Origin of the sequence: Amylibacter sp. IMCC11727 (genome assembly GCF_029854195.1) — a bacterium.
In the GTDB taxonomy this organism is placed as follows: domain Bacteria; phylum Pseudomonadota; class Alphaproteobacteria; order Rhodobacterales; family Rhodobacteraceae; genus Amylibacter.
Genome location: NZ_CP122960.1, coordinates 3,178,267 through 3,196,136, shown reverse-complemented (window position 1 = coordinate 3,196,136; position 17,870 = coordinate 3,178,267). Strand labels below are relative to the sequence as shown.

Genomic DNA, 17,870 nt, shown 5'->3' with positions numbered 1-17,870 from the left:
ACTAATCCAAGCGCAACTGTGATGACCCAATAGCTTCTAAACATTGCAATAAAAACGCCGCTGTGAACTTTCCACGGGATAGTTTGTTGCGAACGTTTACCTCTTTCTCACTGATTCCAATGGTTTCTAGCTTATCCACCAGACCCGCATAAGTAACCCCTTGTCGCTTCAATTCAGCCTTGAGTAGGTTCGCGGCTTTGGTTTCCCATTCGTTTTGATCTGGCATGTATCACCTATGTAAATAAAAGTATCATAATCATTACATAAAGCATTGCATTCGATACGTCTACGTATTATATTCGTTACATAGGTAATGGATACGATACAAAATGGCACAACACTTTCTCCTCTCAAGCGCAGCTCGCAGCCTTTCCCTCAAGGAAATCTACAAGGCGGGTGAAGATGCGGCGTATAAAGTGTTCTGTGATATCCGTTGGGCTTCTACCGATGGTGAGGCTGTATGCCCTCGCTGTGGCGTCTGTGAGGCCTATTCCATCACCACACGCCGCAAGTTCAAGTGTAAGGCGTGTCACCACCAGTTCAGCGTAACCAGTGGTACAATCTTTGCATCCCGCAAGTTGGACTTTGTGGACCTACTGGCAGCGATTTGTTTGTTCGTGTCCAACTCCAAGGGCATGTCCTCAGTTCAGTTTTCCCGCACACTTTCCGTTCAGTACAAAACAGCATGGGTTCTGGCACACAAACTGCGTGAGGCGTTTGGCGCTGAAATCGACGGTGCTGAGTTGGACGGTGAGGTTGAAATCGACGGCGCATACTTTGGTGGTCACATTCGCCCAGAGAACGAAAAGGCAGACCGTAAGGACCGCCGCTTGGCAAAGCACCAGACAGGCCTACGCCGCGTTGTGATCGCCCTGCGTGAGCGCGGTGGCCGTACTCTGCCATTCGTGGGTAAGGCAGAAATGGAAGGCGTAGCAATCGCCAATGCCGTTGTTGAGCATGGTTCCATGATGTTTGCAGACGAAGCGACACACTGGGATTTGTTGGACACTACGTTTGATTGTGGCCGTATCAACCACTCCGAGCGGTATTCTGAAATGAACGGCAAGCACACAAACTGGGTTGAAAGCTACTTTTCCCGTCTTCGCCGCATGGTGTCAGGCCAGCACCACTTTGTATCCCCTAAGTACCTGCACCAGTACGCCACACACGCTGCATGGTGCGAGGATCACCGTTTGGAATGCGCCAAGACTCTGACACAACGGGCGCTGCGCAATGCGCTGTTCTCGCCAGTGTCGCGTGAGTTGAAGGGGTATTGGCAGCGGGCCAAATAAGCTCTACAAAGTGCTTTCGGGCAAAAGAAAACCCCCAGACCGTGACCTGAGGGCTGCTGGCCTAGACCAACGTGATAAGGTGGATTTAATAGTTTGAATTACAAAAGTCAAGTCGTTGAGGGGAACAGGGTTGGTTTGTATGTCGATGGCTTCAATCTTTATTATCAACTTTGTGGTTTAGAAGATAATAGTCTGAAATGGTTAAATCTTCGGCAATTGGGAGAACGTATTTGTCAGGATCGCCAACACAATTTGGTTAATACAACCTATTGCAGTGCATTTCGAAAAAATGACATCGAAGCAAAATCACGGCATGAGAAATATATTGAGGCGCTTGAGGCAACGGGGGTGAAAGTCGAGCTGGGGCATTATGTCACTGGTTCGAGCGAACCGTGTTCTGCCTGTGGAACTGTTGATAACAAAGATAACGAAAAGCAATCGGACATTAATATGGCTCTCTCAGCCTATTCCGATGTTGCCAATGACTTGGTTGATTGGGTTTATCTGCTAAGCGCAGATAGTGACCAAGCCGCTACAGCTTTTTTCATTAGGCGGGCGTTCCCAGAAAAAGGAATTATAACCGTTGTACCGCCAAATCAGGTAGTATCGCAAAAGACAGTTAACCACTGTAACGGCAAAAGACTGCTAAATAGAGATGATATCGAAAAATGCAGGTTTCCGAGTATTATTCGGAATCCCGAAGATCAATCCTTTATCAGGTGTCCTCGCGAATACGATATAGAAAACCCCTAAGCCAACCACCACACGGCCCTAGGCCATTCATCCCGCTTCTGAATGGTCCCACGCTTCTTTAGCCCGTTCAACGCCACCGTAACACTACGCCAGACCTCGTCAGCGTCCATATCGTGCGTGTCTGCTATTCTGGCGGCAATCTCTTTGGATGTGGCCTCGCCCTGCTTTAACGCGGCTATGATCGCCCTACGCAACGCATTGCGGCCAAACTTACGCGGTCTGTGTTCAGATATCGGCTGACTGGCGGGATCGTACCCGTATTGCCGCATAAGGGCTTCAATGTGTTCTAGCCCTTCACCAGTGCCACGTATGGCCTGTAACCGCATATGGCATAGCGTTGATATGATGGACCGTGTTTGCATGCCCCAACGTACCAAAATCAGGCCGTCAGGGATTCACTTTTCTTGGTGCGTTTGCTACATAAGGCCGTAAATTTCCATAAACGCGGGCCATGCTTCTGGGTCTGCCACAGTTTTGTCTCGGCAAAAGGCGTTGCAGAAGCCGAAAGTGCGGCTGTTGAGTTCTAGGAAATGGGTAACAGGCTTGCCCGAATATGGGCAGTTTTCGTTTTCTGAGGGACCCGTTTCGACAGGTTTCGCATCCAAAGGTTTAGGGCCAGGCCACGATGCAGTTTCAAGGTCCAGATCATATCCTGGCTGCACATAATTTTGGGCAAACGCCATGGCGCGCCAGCGGCGGAAGGTGGGTTCGGCCAGATGGGCCGCCATGTAATCTGCTGCGACGCCGTTTTGAGGGAGATGATAGGTTGCGAGCCGTGTGGCCGCAGGAGCATAAAACGCGTCTGCAATGGAGTATGCGCCAAACAACCACGGACCATCCGCCCCATAGGTTTCGCGGCACAGGGTCCACAGTTCGGTCAGGCGATCCACATCTGCCAGCACTGCACCAGAGGGTTTGAAATCAGGATAACTGTGGCGCAAGTTCATGGGGCAATCGCCGCGCAACGGGCCAAAGCCAGAGTGCATTTCCGCAACCACCGACCGCGCCATCGCTCGCGCACCCGGATCAGTTGGCCACATGTTCAGGGACGGATTTTGCTCGGCCAAGGTTTCGGCCATGGCGAGGCTGTCGGTGACCACATGATTATCAAACTTCATCGCGGGCACGAGCCGCGCAGGTTTGAAATGGGATAGCATTTCGTGGAATGCGTCGGAGCGCATGAATGCCGTGTGTTGCTTGTAGGGAATGCCGAATGCTTCGAACAGCAACCAGCCGCGAAGGGACCAGCTGGAATACATTTTATCGGCGACGGCGAGTTCGTAAGAATAAGTCATGAGCACAGGTAATCGCTTTGCCGAATGGAAGGCAAATTCAGATTTGTGGTCATCGGGTTCACGGTGTGTGATTCACGCCCAAAACGCGCCATGCACTGCCCATATGTTCGATCTGGGTCACAGATAGGTTGTCGATTTTAAATGCCAGTGCGGATTTTGCAGTCATGTTCGATGCCCGCTGAACTTGGGTCAAAATTGCGCCGAAATGGGCGACAACGATGATGTCTTTGTCTGGGTGGTTCGCGATAAGACGATCAATGCCGCGGCTAACACGGGCGCGACCATCGTTCCAGCTTTCGCCATTGGGTGGGGCCACATCGCCAGGATTGGACCAGTACTCTCGTGACAGGTCTGGGTCGGTTTCAGACACTTGCGCAAAGGTGCGGTCTTCCCATGTACCGAAATGAAATTCGCGCAGGTCTGGGTCATGGGGCAGGCGGGTGCGGGCGTTTTGAATGGCATCGGCCGTGGCTACACAGCGGATCAAAGGCGAGGAAATCACCATGGCATCCGCCGGCAAATAGGCATCGAGGCGGGCAATGGCCGCCGTGTCAGACAAATCCGCAGGGGCATCTGTCCAGCCGATCAATCCATCACGGTGCGTGGGGCCGTGGCGTACCATCCAAATGCGAGTCATGACAGATCCGACGGCAATGTGCCTTTGAGCGTTTGCGGCAATCCTGCCGTGACCATAACAACCAAATCCGCCTTTGCGGCGACCTGCGCGTTCAATCTGCCTTGGGCCCGCTGAAAACGCCGACCCAATGACGTTTCTGGGATCACACTGTGACCAACCTCGTTTGAAACGGCCACAATTGGGGTGTTGCGCGTGCGGATCGCATCAAAAAACGCCTGTGCCGCCGTGTCGCAGTCTGCATCGGATAACATAAGGTTTGTGAGCCAAAGTGTGAGGCAATCCACAAGGATAATATTGTCGTTCGGTTGATCCAAAACCGCCTTTGGCAGCTCTATCGGGACTTCTGTTGTGTCCCAGTTTTCACCGCGATCTCTTTGATGTTCCTTGATTTTTTCGCGCATTTCATCATCGAAAGCCTGTGCCGTCGCAAGATAGCTTCGATTCAGGCCTGATTGGATCACAAGTTTTTCGGCAAAGCTCGACTTTCCAGAGGCCGCGCCCCCCAGAACGAGCGTGAATTTTGGCAATTGCACGATTTTTGCACTCCATTGTGAACCAATTCGTCATCCCATCCGTAGTATATTGTAACCAGAGCTTAAAGAAGGCTCTGACATTTAGATTGGGAGTTGACCTATGCCACTTGACGACATTCCTTCTCAAGACTTTCGCCGCACTGCGATGTCTGCTGAACTGCTGGACGCGGAAACAGAAACCATGCTGGCCAAAGCGTGGCGTGATGAGCGTGATGAAAAAGCGCTGCACCGTTTGATCAACGCTTACATGCGCTTGGCGATTTCCATGGCGTCGAAGTTTAAGCGGTATGGCGCAAACACAAACGACCTGATCCAAGAAGCAGGCGTTGGCCTGATGAAGGCGGCGGATAAATTCGATCCTGATCGCGGCGTTCGTTTTTCAACCTACGCGCAGTGGTGGATCAAAGCGGCCATCCAAGATTACGTGATGCGCAACTGGTCCATGGTGCGCACGGGGTCCACTAGCAGCCAAAAAGCGCTGTTCTTTAACCTCAAGCGGGTTCAAGCGACATTGGAACGCGAAGCAACGGCACAGGGTGAAGAGCTGGATGGGCATCAATTGTCTGAAATGATTGCCCAAGAAATTGGCGTGCCGCTGCGCGATGTGGAGATGATGCAAGGGCGTTTGTCCGGGTCTGATTTTTCTTTGAACGCACAGCAATCCGCCGAAGATGAGGGCCGCGAATGGCAAGACGCGCTGGCCGATGACAGCCCGCAAGCGGCTGAAGTGGTGGAGCGCAATCACGACTTGGGTCAACTGCGCAATTGGCTGAACGAAGCAATGGATGGTCTGAATGATCGTGAAAAATACATTCTGTCCCAGCGTTTGCTGATCGAAGATACACGCACGCTTGGATCAATCGGTGAAGAACTGGGCCTGTCCAAAGAACGTATCCGCCAAGTGGAGTCAGCTGCACTCGGCAAGTTGAAGAAGCTTTTGGAGCAGAACACTGGCAAAACCGCAGAGGTTATGGCCACGCTGATGTAATCGACATCAAATAGTGAAAAAGGTGCAAAACGATTGCGGAATGATCGTTTGCAACATGGGGCGGCCCGCAAATGTGCAGGCTGCCCTTTGCTTTGCTGAAGTAAGGTGATTAAGTCTGCTGGAAGACTGGAGATTGCCCATGTTGAACGGACGCAGAGTTTTATTGGTCATCGGCGGTGGAATAGCCGCATACAAGTGCCTTGATTTGATCAGGCGCTTGCAGGATCGCGGCGCACAGGTCGTGCCAGTGATGACCCGTGCGGCCGAAGAATTTGTGACTCCATTGTCAGTTGCGGCGTTGTCCGGATCCAAAGTGTACCGCGAATTGTTTGACCTGACCGATGAGGCCGAAATGGGCCACATCCAACTGTCCCGTGCCGCCGATTTGGTGGTGGTGGCCCCCGCAACGGCGGACTTGATGGCTAAAATGGCCCATGGTGTGGCGGGCGATTTGGCCAGTACGTTGTTAATGGCCACAGACAAACGGGTGTTGATCGCGCCTGCGATGAATGTGCGTATGTGGGATCATGCAGCGACCCAGCGGAATTTGGAAACCCTGACAGGGGATGGCGTTTTGGTTGTGGGGCCAGACAGCGGCAATATGGCGTGCGGAGAATACGGACCGGGCAGGATGGCCGAAGTGCCTGAAATTGTCGCCGCGGTGGAAGATGCGCTTTTGAACGGGCCGCTGAAAGGCAAACATGTTTTGGTCACAAGCGGCCCAACCCACGAACCCATTGATCCTGTTCGGTATATCGCAAACCGATCAAGCGGATCACAGGGCAGCGCCATTGCGCAGGCCTTGGTCGGACTCGGTGCGCGGGTGACATTTGTGACGGGGCCCGCCACAGCGCCTATGCCCGAAGGGGTAGATTTGGTGCGCGTAGAAACGGCTGCTGAGATGTTAGCGGCCGTTAAAAAGGGGTTGCCCGCCGATGCCGCTGTGTTTGCTGCTGCGGTTGCTGATTGGCGCGTTGAAGGGGCGTCAGATAGCAAGATCAAAAAGGACGGTACGGGCAATTTGCCTGTGTTGGAGTTCGCCGAAAACCCAGACATTCTGGCCACTGTGTCAAAGATGAAAACGGGGCGACCCAATCTGGTTGTTGGGTTCGCGGCGGAAACGGACCATGTGATTGATCACGCCACAGCGAAACGGTTGCGCAAGGGCTGTGATTGGATCGTGGCCAATGATGTGTCCCCTGAAACGGGGATTATGGGCGGATCGGAAAACGATGTGACGTTGATCCACAAAGACGGGGCCGAGGACTGGCCGCGTATGGGAAAACAGGCGGTTGCAGATCGATTGGCCGCCAAAATCGCAGAGGTGATCGGTGGCTGATCTGGCAGTAAAAGTCATGTATTTGGATGGCGCTGATCGTGACATTGCGCTGCCGAGTTATGAAACCGCGGGGGCTGCGGGAATGGACCTGCGGGCGAACTTTGCTGATCGGGCGCATGTAGGCATTGCAGTTGGGCAACGGGCCTTGATCCCAACGGGGTTGGCCTTGGAAATCCCAAAAGGTTTCGAGGCTCAGGTGCGGCCTCGTTCGGGGTTGGCGTTGAAACATGGGATCACTTTGGTCAATTCACCAGGCACAATCGACAGCGATTATCGGGGCCCGCTGGGTGTAATTCTGATCAATCACGGGGATGCGGATTTCACGGTTCATCACGGGGATCGGATTGCGCAGATTGTGTTTGCGCCTGTGATGCAGGTTGGTTGGGATTTGGATCATCCGCTGTCCGACACAGAGCGCGGAGATGGGGGTTTCGGCTCCACTGGGCGCGGCTGATGTTTCTTACGCTTTTCATCATTGGCGGCGCGGTTTTCGCGGTTCGCAAAATGGGCGGATCGAATGTGGCCCAAGGAGCGATTGCTCTGCTGGGTGTGGTGTTTGTGATGCTGGTGCAATTGACCTTGCCCGCTGGAAACAGCCTGCGTGAAATGACAGGCGGGTCCGTTGCCAATTGGGTCACGTTGTTGGCAATTATCGGTTTGGTTTGGTTGTACTTTGCGGTTGTGAAAATCCTGCGCGACAGAGCGAAAGGCCCCACCGCTGCCCCCGTGAAAAGTGACCAAATGTCGGATACTGAACTGGACCGATACGCTCGCCATATTGTGCTGCGGGAAGTGGGCGGTCAGGGGCAACAGAAACTGCGCAAAGCCCGTGTTCTTGTGGTTGGGGCTGGTGGACTCGGATCACCCGTCTTGCAATATTTGGCGGCGGCTGGGGTTGGCACACTTGGTGTGATTGATGATGATCACGTGTCCGCCAGCAATCTGCAAAGGCAGGTTTTGTTCACAGAAACGGATGTGGGACATCCCAAAGTGTTCGCCGCGAAATCGCATTTGGTTACGTTGAACCCGTTCGTCGATGTGCTGCCCTACAACCGAAAATTCACCGAAGAGATTGGCACCGATCTGGTGGCAGAGTTTGATTTGGTTCTGGATGGGACGGACACGTTCGCCACCCGCGCCACGGTGAACAAGGCTTGCATGGCGGCGGGTAAGCCGTTGATTTCAGGTGCGATTGGGCAGTGGGAAGGGCAGGTTACGATTTTCGATCCTGCACATGGTGAACCCTGTTATGCCTGTCTGTTTCCCACAGAACCCGCCGATGGATTGGCCCCAAGCTGTGCTGAAGCAGGGGTCGTGGGCGCATTGCCAGGGATCATTGGGAGCATGATGGCGTCCGAAGCGATCAAGGAAATTGTCGGTGCTGGCACGTCTTTGCGTGGGGAAATGCTGATGTTTGACGCGCTTTATGGGGAAAGCCGCAAAATCAAAATCGAGCGGCGGTCAGATTGTGACGTGTGCGGAGAACAGGGATGAGCGGTTCTGAAATTCCAGAGTTTCGCAATCTGTCGCCCGATGATCGTCGCGCTGCTTTGGTGGTGAAGACAGAACTGACCCAAGAAGATAGCGCGATATTGTCTGGACGTGATATCCTGCCGTTGGATTTGGCGAATGGCATGATTGAAAACGTCATTGGCAAATTTGAAATCCCGCTTGGTGTGGCGACGAATTTCCGTGTGAATGGCAAAGATTATTTGGTTCCAATGGCTGTGGAAGAACCGTCAGTTGTGGCCGCTGCCAGTTACATGGCCAAGCTGGCCCGTGTGGATGGCGGTTTCGTTGCGGACGCGGATGATCCAATCATGCGTGCGCAAATTCAGGTGTTGGGAGTCACGGATGTTGACGCCGCCAAAGATGCGATTTTGGCAGACAAGAAATCGCTGATCGAACTGGCCAATTCAAAAGATGCGGTTCTGATTTCATTGGGTGGTGGATGCAAAGATATTGAGGTTCATACCTTTGAAACCTCGCCCGTTGGGCCGATGGTGGTGGCGCATTTGTTGGTGGATGTTCGTGATGCCATGGGGGCCAATACGGTAAACACCATGGCCGAATTGCTGGCCCCACGTGTTGCGGCCTTGGCAGGTGGGCAAAGCCGATTACGGATTTTATCAAACCTTGCGGATCGTCGTTTGGTGCGGGCCAAGGTGACGGTGTCCGCAGACACATTGAGCACTGATACGCTCGACGGGGCAGACGTGGCGCAAGGCATTGTAGAGGCCTGTGCCTTGGCGCTGATTGATCCGTATCGCGCGGCAACACATAACAAAGGGATTATGAATGGCATTGATCCTGTGGTGGTCGCAACGGGCAATGACTGGCGCGCGATCGAAGCAGGCGCACATGCTTTTGCCGCGCAATCGGGGCGATATACGTCGCTGACGAAATGGGAAATTGACGTTGAAAATAATTTGGTTGGTTCAATTGAATTGCCCATGGCGTTGGGGTTGGTTGGGGGTGCGACGAAAACCCATCCTGCCGCACAAGCGGGGCTAAAAGTTCTGAATGTAGGGAGCGCGCGCGAGTTAGCGATGCTGGTGGCCAGCGTTGGATTGGCGCAGAATATGGCGGCGTTGCGTGCGCTTGCGACCGAAGGCATTCAGAAGGGGCACATGGCATTGCACGCGCGAAACATCGCAATCGTCGCAGGGGCCGAAGGGGCGGATATCGAGCGTGTGGCCGCCGCGATTGTTACGACAGGTGACGTGAGTGTTGATGCTGCGAAGCGGATATTGGATCAGGCGTGACGCGCCCAAAACGGGCCATCGCGGTGGGTGAAACGGGCCTCTAGGATCAGCAAATAGGGCAGAAAGAACGCCCAATTTTGCACCTGATCAAATGCACCGTCGAATGTGGATGTATGCCCTGCCTCGCCAACAATCGTGAACCACAAAGCATAGTGCACACGATAGATCCACGATCCGATGATGAGGAAAAAGAACCGCAACGCCCAACGGTTGTGACGGGTGAAGTGCCCTGCGCGGGCAAATCGTGCTGCTTGGATTGCGGCAACCGATAAGAGGACCCCATAAAGCGCAAAGGCCACGTCCATTTGTACACCGCCGATGGTGCCTTTCAATGCGATATACCCCAAGCCACCAAGTGTTGTGGGAACCGCTAATCCCACCAAAATGCGGCCGATGAACCGATGGAATTTTGGGCGGTTCTGCCGCAGCCATTCAGACAATTGCAGTGGGGCAAGAATCGTAATGATTGCGCCAAACAGCATGTGCAAAAAGATGCTGGCATTTGTTATCGGCGCGTTCGGGGTGAAAATACGTGATGTTTCAGCAGTCCCACTCATGCCACGGATGCCCAATTGCGTTGCTTGGTACACAAAAGGCAGCGTGCAAAAGATCAGCAAGGCCAACAATGCGGTGGAAATGGCAGTGCGGGCCACGCGTTATAACATGCCAGGGACGATGCGATCTGGTGGGCGGTGATCGTCTTCGAACGTTTTGATGTTGATGATGACCTTTTCGCCCATTTCCACCCGTGCCTCTTCGGTGGCGGAGGCCATGTGGGGCAAGAGCATCACGTTATCCAGATCGCGTAGACGGGGGTTCACCTCGTTTCCGTGTTCGAACACATCAAGCCCTGCGCCTGCCAATTCACCTGCGCGTAGCATCCGCGTGAGCGCGTTTTCGTCAACAACTTCGCCCCGCGAAGTGTTGATGATAAAGGCAGAGGGTTTCATCAGTTTCAGACGCCGCGCGTTCAACAGATGAAAGGTGCTGGGGGTGTGCGGGCAATTGATTGATACCACATCCATATTGGCCAGCATTTGATCCAAACTTTGCCAATAGGTTGCGTTCAAAGACTTTTCTTTATCGGGATGCACACGATTTCGGTTGTGATAATTGATATCCATCCCAAAGGCCGATGCCCGTTGTGCCACGGCCGAACCGACTTGGCCCATGCCAAGGATGCCGAGCTTTTTGCCACCCAAACGGGCCCCAAGAAACGCCGAAGGGGACCACCCCTGCCAATCGCCCGATTGCATATGTGTTGCGCCTTCTTTGAAGCGGCGCATGGTAGCAAGGATCAGTGCGATGGTCATATCCGCCGTGTCATCGGCCAACACACCAGGTGTGTTGCACACAATGATCCCGTGTTGCCGTGCCGTGGCCACATCAATGTGATCTACGCCCGAGCCATAGTTCGCAATCAGCTGCAGGTTTCCCCCTGCCAAAGACAGCATCCCAGCGTCGATTGTGTCGTTCAAAGTTGGCACCAAAACATCCGCCGTGCGCATGGCTGTGATCAGCTGTTCGCGGGTCATGGGCGTGTCTGTTTCGTTCAATGTAACATCGAACAATTCGGCAAGTCGGGATTCGACCGTTGCGGGCAACCGTCGCGTAACAACAACACTTAGTTTTCTTGCGGGCATTCGGGGCAACCAATACTGGATTTGTTTGTTCTATTCTGCCAAGAATTGCGCCAAAGGGGCAAGATCAAAGACCCCATCAGAGGCAATATTTCAGGCGAGCGGGTCAAGATGACACGGGCGATTTTCACGAGTGTGATGGTGGTTTTAACCCTATGGATCATGGGGGCCAGTGGTGTGGTTGTGGCCGAAACCAAACGGGGGCCCGTGACCAATCTCCCAATGCCACGATTTGTTTCGATGAAAGCAGCGGAAGGAAACGTGCGCCGTGGACCATCCCTCACGCACCGTGTGGATTGGGTGTTCAAGCACGAAAACATGCCCCTGAAAGTGGTGGCCGAATATGGCCATTGGCGGCGAGTACAAGACGCTGAGGGACAGGGTGGTTGGATGCATTATTCGCTGTTGTCAGGTGCGCGGTATGTGATTGTTCGTGAAGAGAAAATTCGCCTCTATCTGACGCCAAATGATGCAGCGGCAACACAGGCCTATGCTGAGCGCGGCGCGTTGTTGCGGCTTGGTTCTTGTGTCGAAGAGTATTGTGAATTGTCCGCTCAAGGGGCGGACGGCTGGGCCAAAAAAGCGGAGCTTTGGGGTGTGGCCCCCAAAGAATTGCGTGATTGATTTCGGTGCTGCCCCACAGCCTGAATACCCACCAAATTCGATAGCGCAAACCTTTTGTCTATTTGCCTAGCACCGTTTTTTGCGCGATGAGAGACACAGTTTGGTTTTTCTGCAAAGGTTCGAAAGGTGCGCATGATGCGATTTATACTGCAATTGGCTATGTTTGTTTGTGTACCCTTGGCTGGGTTTGCCCAAAAAATTGACGTGGTTGTGCCAAAAACGGCGCCCAAAATTGCTTCGGAGTTTCAGAGCAAGAAAGGCGTGAACGGATTTCGTCGCAAATCCCGCCATCAAGGAATTGATATTCGCGGACCAAACCGACAGGCAATCATTGCTGTTGCGGATGGGCGTGTGCTGGATTTCGAGGTGGGCAGTTGTTGGGGGCCGACGCTGATGGTGGATCATGGGGTTGGTTTCGACGGAAAACGATTGATTGTACTTTATGGCCATCTTGGCGAGGCGCTGGTGCGCAAAGGGCAAACCGTGTCGCGCGGACAATTGGTCGGCCGGCTTGGCAACAACCATTTTAAGTTCAGGTGTATTTCAAAAGTGCGGCATTTGCATTTGCAGATTGGACGGACGCCGCGCCTAACGAATCGCGGAAATTTTTGGGGGCATGTGCGGTATCTGAAAGATGGGAAACGCGGCGTGAACCCGCATGTGTATTGGGCCGATGGACCAGGACGAGTGACCTGTTTTCGCGAAGGTGAAACCTATCCCAAAGGGACAATCACATATCCCGTGCCCTGTAAGTGATTGTTGGACTGTTGGATATGTAAGCGCGGAAGAAACACGCGTTTAGATTTCGATGACGACCGTTCCGAATTTATCGGCAGATTCAACCAGCTCGTGTGCCTTGGCGGTTTGATCGAGTGGGAAGGTCGCGCCGATGGCATGGCTAAGGACCCCGTCTGCGAGCATTTTGTTCAGACCTGAAAGTGTTTCTGCACGCGCTTGGGCTGTTAGGATGTAAACAAGGATGGTGCGCAGTGTTAGGTCTTTGAACATCATTTGGATGAAGGGGATTTCTGGCGTAAAGCTTTGGGCCGAACCATAGGCGGCGATAGTGCCGTTTTGGCGCATGACTTCGGTCAGTAGATTTACGTTCACACCGAATTCCAATTCAATCGCGCGGTGCGTACCACCCCCCGTTAGATCGAGGATGTGTTCGGCGGCATTTGCATCGCGGTAGTTGACAGTGTGATCGGCCCCTGCGGCGCGGGCGTAGGCGGCTTTTTCATCCGAAGAGACTGTTGTGATAACTTCGGCTCCCCCCGCCTTTGCCATTTGGATGGCGTAGCGAGAGACGGAGCCAGCGCCACCAGAGACGAGGATTTTTTGGCCCTCAACTGGACCATCGGCAAAGACACAGCGATAGGCTGTCATGGCGGGGATGCCGAGGCAGGCGGCCTCTTTAAAACTGGTCGTATCTGGTAGGTCGACAGCTTGGTCCGAGGGGAGCGCGATGTATTCGGCGGCTGTGCCAAAAGGGCGTTGCCATTGGGCGTTCCAGAGCCAGACGTTTTGACCGACACGGGACGGATCAACGCCATCGCCGACAGCTTCAATGACGCCTGCGCCATCGGAATGGGGGATGATGGTGGGAAAAGGCATCGGGCGGGCGCCTGCGCGAGACTTTACATCAGACGGATTCGCGCCCGAGGATTTCAACCGCACGAGGACCTCACCTGCCTGCAGCGTTGGTGTGGGTTGCTCGCCGATTTGGATTGTATCTGCGGCGGGGCCCTGGCTGGTGTAGAAGGCGGCTTTCATGGGATGGGGTCCTTGCGGTTGGAGGATCGGCTGTTTTTATTGGATGGTATGGCGGGGTATGCCCAAATGGGTCAATACCAAATCCATTGAACCCAAGCATGTGCTTGTGGCAGGCTGGAGTCATCAACGCGCATTGAAAAGGGACAACCATGAATATCTTCAAGATTTTAAGTCTTGTAGCCAGCTTTAATGGTATGAAATCTGCCAAATGCGCGATTGGAGTTTTGACGGCTTTGACCGTGTCGACCGCGCCCATTTCTTCGCAACCTCATAAGGTGATCGGTGTGGCCGCGAATGACGTTTTGAACATGCGGGCCGATATTGATTACAGCCAGAGCGTTTCTGATTCAAAGGTGGTAGGGACCATTCCGCATGATGCGGATGATGTTGCGGTGACAGGCATATCCATTGATGTGAACGGCGCAAAATGGCGCGAGGTTCTCTATGAGGGTAAAAAGGGCTGGGTGAATGCGCGGTTTTTGAAACCAACGAGCCTGTATCTCGAAACACCCGAAGCTTTGATTTGCGGTGGGACAGAACCGTTTTGGGATTTAACGATCAATGAAGGCGGAGGGCAGTATTCCACGCCAGAGATCGAAGATCCAATGCAACTGGCCTATCAAAAGTTTACGCAAGGGGCTGGGCGCACCGACCTGTGGGGGCATTATTTGGGCAGTGTGGATGGCACGGTGAATGTGGCTGCGATTGTGCGCTATACCGAGGCGTGTTTCGACGGGATGTCTGATTTTACATATGACTTTGAGGTGCTTTTGCTGGAGTTGGGCGAAAGGCGCGCGCCTGTTTATGGGTGTTGTCGGATACAGTACTGAACCGAGGTTCAGTGCTGTGATTGGTTAGGCAGCAGAGTCCAAACCTCGCCCCTTCAACAACGCATCCACCTTCGGCAAGCTACCTCGAAACGCTTGATACAGCGCCTCGCCTTCCTCACTCCCGCCTGCGGAATAGATGTTGTCGTGCAGCTTTGCCGCCATTCCCGCGTCAAACGGATCCCCCGTTTCCTCGAACGCCTCAAACGCGTCGGCGTCCATGACTTCGGACCACATGTAGCTGTAGTAGCCAGAAGAGTAGCCGTCGCCGCTAAAGACGTGTGCAAAGTGGGGGGTGGCGTGGCGCATTCGGATGGCCTGCGGCATGTCGAGGGATGCGAGGACTTCGGCCTGTTTCGCCATTGGATCAGCGGGCGGTTCGCCTTCGTGGAAAGCGAGGTCGACGAGGGCGCTGGCGGTGTATTCGACGGTAGCAAAGCCCATGTCGTAGTTTTCGGCAGCGAGCAGTTTGTCGAGCAGGTCTTTGGGCATGGGTTCCCCTGTGTCCGCGTGGCGGGCATATTTTTCCAGCACGCTTGGCACGGAGAGCCAGTGTTCGTAAAGCTGGCTGGGAAGTTCGACGAAATCGCGCGCAACGGACGTGCCGCTGATCATGGCGTAATGCACGTCTGACAGCATGGAATGCAGGGCGTGGCCAAATTCGTGGAACAGGGTGCGGGCGTCGTCAAAGGTCAAAAGGCTTGGTTGGCCTGCGGGGGCTTTGGCGAAGTTGCAGATGTTCACTGTGATGGGGCGGATGTCTTTGCCAAGGTTCTGTTGGCCGCGGAAACGGGAGCACCACGCGCCAGAGCGTTTTGAGGATCGGGCGAAGTAGTCGCCGATGAACACGGCCATGTGGCGGTCGCCTTTTTTCACCTCCCACGCGCGGGCGTCGGGGTGGTAAAGGGGGACGTCGAGTTCTTTGAACGTCAGGCCAAACAGGCGGTTGGCACAATCAAACGCGGCTTCGATCATTTGGTCGAGTTGGAAGTAGGGTTTCAGCTCAGCCTCATCCAGATCGTATTCGGCCGCGCGGCGTTTTTCGGCGTAGTAGCGCCAATCCCACGGTTCCAGATCGCCGTTGATGCCATCGGCGTTGAGCATTTCGGTAAGGCGTTCCGCGTCGGCGTTGGCGGCGGCTTTAGCGGGTTCCCAGACGGCCATGAGCAGGTCGCGGACGTTTTCGGGGGTTTTGGCCATTTCAGGTTCGAGTTTGAAATCGGAGAAGGATTTGTAGCCCAAGAGGTTTGCGCGTTCATAGCGCAGATCGAGGGTTTCTTTGGCAATGCCAGTGTTGTCTGTGTCGCCGCCGTTTTCACCGCGTTTGTCCCATGCGATATAGGCTTTTTCGCGTAGGTCACGGCGCGTCGAAAATTGCAAAAACGGCACGATGAGGGAGCGGGACAAGGTGATGATGTGACCGTCTATGCCGCGTTCTTTGGCGGTTTCGGCCGCGGCGGAGAGGAGGAAATCGGGCAGGCCGTCGAGGTCCTGCGGCCCAAGTTCCATATACCAGTCTGCTTCGTCTTTCAGCAGGTTTTGCGTGAAAGCAGTTCCGAGTTCGGCGAGGCGTGCAGTGACTTCGGGAAGGCGTTTTTTGGCGTCACCCGTCAGGTTTGCACCCGCGCGCACAAACATGCGGTGATAGAGGTCAAGAACACGGTTTTGTTCAGCTGTGTTCCCGTCACGATTTTCGTTCAGGTGTTTGATGCGTTTGAACAGGGCTTCGTTCATCATGGTTTCAGAATTAAATGCGGCGAAACGCGGAGCGAGATCCCGTTGCAGGGCTTGGCGGGCATCATTGCTGTCGCTGCCTGAAATGTTGAAAAAGACGCCTGCGACCTTGTCCATCAGCGCATCTGCGGTTTCGAGCGCGTCGATTGTGTTGGCATAGGTGGGGGCGCTTGCGTTGTCTGCAATCGCGTTGATGGCAGCGCGGGATTGTTCAAACGCCGCGTCAAAGGCGGGGGCAAAATGTTCATCTTTGATAAGGTCGAATGGGGGCAGTTCAAACGGTGTGGACCAGTCGGTGAGAAACGGGTTTTGGGTGGTCATTTTGCATGCTCCGCATTTGAAATTTCAGGCAGTGTAGGGCGCGATTCCGCGAAACACTAGAGGGTGAAGATGGGGTGATCTGTAGGCAAGGCAAACCCATAAAGTTTGACCAATTTACAACACCTCATGTCACAGTTTCGTCAACTTCTGATCGTAGAAATCAAAAAAAATTGTTGAGTGAGCAGACTTATGGACAGACAAATCGCGTTTATTTTGGCAGGTGCCACGCTGATGTTGGGTTTTGGCGGGTATTTGATGACATCCAGTATGGGTGAATACGATTTGGACAAAAGCGCCAAAACAGAAAAGGCCCGTGTGGAGCGGTTGAGCGAGCCGGAGGAAAACAAAGGGCCTGGATTGTTTGCGGCCCTGATGGAAAAAGCATCTGTAAAGTTGGAAACGGCGCGCAACGTGTATCAAGGCGAGCATTTTCCGCCGACACCCGAAGGCTGGGTTCTGAAAAAGACGCATCACGACGAGATTGTGGACTTTACGGTCGATTACAAACTGGACCTCGATATCACAGACAAAAGCTCCATGCGCCGGTTGAGCGGCTGGGGTGGTCAAAGCATGGCGCGGACAACTGATCTGGCGTATCACAAAGGTGACAAAGTTATCTTCATGCGGTTGGCCTTTGCGAACAAGCCGATAAAAAAACCCCTAAGCAATGTGCATTCTTGGTTGTTTAACGGCCGCTTTACCAAAGGGGATGATATTGTTCTAGCAGGTGCGACATTTGAAACGCGCCACTATGAAGGCCATGAATTGATCAACATCGCTTCGGAAACAGGCCATTACACAGGTATCGGTATTTTCACGAATGCCTCAATGGCAGAGGTTGAAAGCCTGTTGGACGGTATGGACCTTTATGCTTTTGCGAGCCAGACAGGCAATCCCGATGCTGGCAGCAGCGTGGTGCCATTTTTGAAAGGCTCAAAGGGTGGGTTAAAACCTGTAAGCATGATCAGTACGGACGATGCCGAACTGGCAAAATCTGACGACTTAGAAGTTGTGAGACGGCCCAAAGCATCCCCAACGGGTAACATGTTAGACGGGCTTGACGCTCAGGAAGAAGACGTGGACATGGCGGAAGAAACCGCTAAGCCCAAGAAGAAGCGTAAGAACCTGTTGTCTTCGCTGTTGGGTGGAGACGATGATGAAGTCGCCATTCGCATTAATCGCAAAAAGAAAAGCGGCAATAAATCTGGTGGCTCATTCCAAAAAGTTGGCAACTTCACCTCCCGTTGCCAATCTGGCGGGGGCGCAAAAATCTGCCGTGTCGATAACTAACAGTTGCTTGCGAAAAATTGAGAATTGGTAAAAACTCGGTTCACACTTGGATCGAGTTT

The 17,870-nt window shown here is 53.6% G+C and carries 20 protein-coding genes; 11 read left to right on the top strand and 9 right to left on the bottom strand.

Going from position 1 to position 17,870, the window contains the following annotated elements; translation table 11 throughout:
• Position 1 precedes the first annotated feature (1 nt).
• Entirely contained in the window at positions 2–226 is a 225-nt protein-coding gene (locus tag QBD29_RS15990; protein ID WP_280099079.1) for a DUF6471 domain-containing protein, read from the bottom strand.
• Positions 227–329: 103 nt separating this feature from the next.
• Between QBD29_RS15990 and QBD29_RS15985 the strand changes: the two genes are divergently transcribed.
• Both QBD29_RS15985 and QBD29_RS15980 read left to right on the top strand, forming a co-directional pair.
• Positions 330–1,292 carry an IS1595 family transposase gene (locus QBD29_RS15985; protein WP_280099078.1) on the top strand — a complete coding sequence of 321 codons (963 nt, stop codon included), beginning with the start codon at positions 330–332 and terminating at the stop codon, positions 1,290–1,292.
• A 93-nt stretch (positions 1,293–1,385) separates the two neighbouring features.
• Positions 1,386–2,045, top strand: coding sequence for an NYN domain-containing protein (locus tag QBD29_RS15980; RefSeq protein WP_280099077.1), 660 nt, complete (start codon positions 1,386–1,388; stop codon positions 2,043–2,045).
• On the opposite strand, the gene QBD29_RS15975 is transcribed toward QBD29_RS15980, so the two are convergent.
• From QBD29_RS15975 to cobU, 4 genes are read right to left on the bottom strand one after another with little or no spacing between them, the layout of a single operon-like run.
• Positions 2,042–2,407, bottom strand: coding sequence for a hypothetical protein (locus QBD29_RS15975; RefSeq protein ID WP_280099076.1), 366 nt, complete (start codon positions 2,405–2,407; stop codon positions 2,042–2,044). The genes QBD29_RS15980 and QBD29_RS15975 overlap by 4 nt on opposite strands.
• A 54-nt stretch (positions 2,408–2,461) precedes the next feature.
• Positions 2,462–3,340 carry a glutathione S-transferase gene (locus QBD29_RS15970; RefSeq protein WP_280099075.1) on the bottom strand — a complete coding sequence of 293 codons (879 nt, stop codon included), beginning with the start codon at positions 3,338–3,340 and terminating at the stop codon, positions 2,462–2,464.
• Positions 3,341–3,398: 58 nt separating this feature from the next.
• A complete protein-coding gene (locus tag QBD29_RS15965) occupies positions 3,399–3,977 on the bottom strand; it encodes a histidine phosphatase family protein (protein WP_280099074.1) in 579 nt (192 codons plus the stop codon).
• A complete protein-coding gene (cobU, locus tag QBD29_RS15960) occupies positions 3,974–4,510 on the bottom strand; it encodes a bifunctional adenosylcobinamide kinase/adenosylcobinamide-phosphate guanylyltransferase (RefSeq protein WP_280099073.1) in 537 nt (178 codons plus the stop codon). The genes QBD29_RS15965 and cobU overlap by 4 nt, the downstream gene beginning before the upstream one ends.
• Before the next feature lie 100 nt (positions 4,511–4,610).
• Between cobU and QBD29_RS15955 the strand changes: the two genes are divergently transcribed.
• The 5 genes from QBD29_RS15955 to QBD29_RS15935 all read left to right on the top strand — a co-directional run bounded on the left by QBD29_RS15955 (position 4,611) and on the right by QBD29_RS15935 (position 9,602).
• Complete coding sequence (locus tag QBD29_RS15955) at positions 4,611–5,498, top strand: RNA polymerase factor sigma-32 (protein ID WP_280099072.1); 888 nt, start codon at positions 4,611–4,613, stop codon at positions 5,496–5,498.
• Positions 5,499–5,637: 139 nt separating this feature from the next.
• Positions 5,638–6,837, top strand: a complete 1,200-nt coding sequence (gene coaBC / locus QBD29_RS15950) for a bifunctional phosphopantothenoylcysteine decarboxylase/phosphopantothenate--cysteine ligase CoaBC (protein ID WP_280099071.1) — start codon at positions 5,638–5,640, stop codon at positions 6,835–6,837.
• Between the two features lie 16 nt (positions 6,838–6,853).
• Entirely contained in the window at positions 6,854–7,291 is a 438-nt protein-coding gene (gene dut / locus QBD29_RS15945; RefSeq protein WP_280100986.1) for a dUTP diphosphatase, read from the top strand.
• Positions 7,291–8,331, top strand: a complete 1,041-nt coding sequence (locus QBD29_RS15940) for a HesA/MoeB/ThiF family protein (protein ID WP_280099070.1) — start codon at positions 7,291–7,293, stop codon at positions 8,329–8,331. The genes dut and QBD29_RS15940 overlap by 1 nt, the downstream gene beginning before the upstream one ends.
• Entirely contained in the window at positions 8,328–9,602 is a 1,275-nt protein-coding gene (locus QBD29_RS15935; RefSeq protein WP_280099069.1) for a hydroxymethylglutaryl-CoA reductase, degradative, read from the top strand. Before QBD29_RS15940 ends, QBD29_RS15935 begins: the two co-directional genes overlap by 4 nt.
• Here the strand turns inward: QBD29_RS15935 and QBD29_RS15930 are convergent.
• Both QBD29_RS15930 and QBD29_RS15925 read right to left on the bottom strand, forming a co-directional pair.
• On the bottom strand, positions 9,593–10,255 hold the full coding sequence (locus tag QBD29_RS15930; RefSeq protein ID WP_280099068.1) for a DUF2306 domain-containing protein: 663 nt from the start codon (positions 10,253–10,255) through the stop codon (positions 9,593–9,595). The genes QBD29_RS15935 and QBD29_RS15930 overlap by 10 nt on opposite strands.
• Before the next feature lie 3 nt (positions 10,256–10,258).
• Positions 10,259–11,245 (bottom strand): D-glycerate dehydrogenase, encoded by a 987-nt coding sequence (locus QBD29_RS15925; RefSeq protein WP_280099067.1) that lies wholly within the window; start codon positions 11,243–11,245, stop codon positions 10,259–10,261.
• A 159-nt stretch (positions 11,246–11,404) separates the two neighbouring features.
• Between QBD29_RS15925 and QBD29_RS15920 the strand changes: the two genes are divergently transcribed.
• Together QBD29_RS15920 and QBD29_RS15915 are read left to right on the top strand one after the other, a co-directional pair.
• A complete protein-coding gene (locus tag QBD29_RS15920; RefSeq protein ID WP_280100985.1) occupies positions 11,405–11,866 on the top strand; it encodes an SH3 domain-containing protein in 462 nt (153 codons plus the stop codon).
• 132 nt (positions 11,867–11,998) lie between these two features.
• Complete coding sequence (locus tag QBD29_RS15915) at positions 11,999–12,622, top strand: M23 family metallopeptidase (protein ID WP_280099066.1); 624 nt, start codon at positions 11,999–12,001, stop codon at positions 12,620–12,622.
• Positions 12,623–12,664: 42 nt separating this feature from the next.
• Here the strand turns inward: QBD29_RS15915 and QBD29_RS15910 are convergent, their stop codons facing one another.
• Entirely contained in the window at positions 12,665–13,639 is a 975-nt protein-coding gene (locus QBD29_RS15910) for an NADPH:quinone reductase (RefSeq protein WP_280099065.1), read from the bottom strand.
• Positions 13,640–13,788: 149 nt separating this feature from the next.
• Here QBD29_RS15910 and QBD29_RS15905 point away from each other — a divergent pair, with 149 nt between their 5' ends.
• Positions 13,789–14,469, top strand: coding sequence for a hypothetical protein (locus tag QBD29_RS15905; RefSeq protein ID WP_280099064.1), 681 nt, complete (start codon positions 13,789–13,791; stop codon positions 14,467–14,469).
• A 24-nt stretch (positions 14,470–14,493) separates the two neighbouring features.
• On the opposite strand, the gene QBD29_RS15900 is transcribed toward QBD29_RS15905, so the two are convergent.
• Entirely contained in the window at positions 14,494–16,521 is a 2,028-nt protein-coding gene (locus tag QBD29_RS15900; protein WP_280099063.1) for a M3 family metallopeptidase, read from the bottom strand.
• 189 nt (positions 16,522–16,710) lie between these two features.
• Between QBD29_RS15900 and QBD29_RS15895 the strand changes: the two genes are divergently transcribed.
• Positions 16,711–17,811, top strand: a complete 1,101-nt coding sequence (locus QBD29_RS15895) for a hypothetical protein (protein ID WP_280099062.1) — start codon at positions 16,711–16,713, stop codon at positions 17,809–17,811.
• The last annotated feature ends 59 nt before the right edge of the window (positions 17,812–17,870 follow it).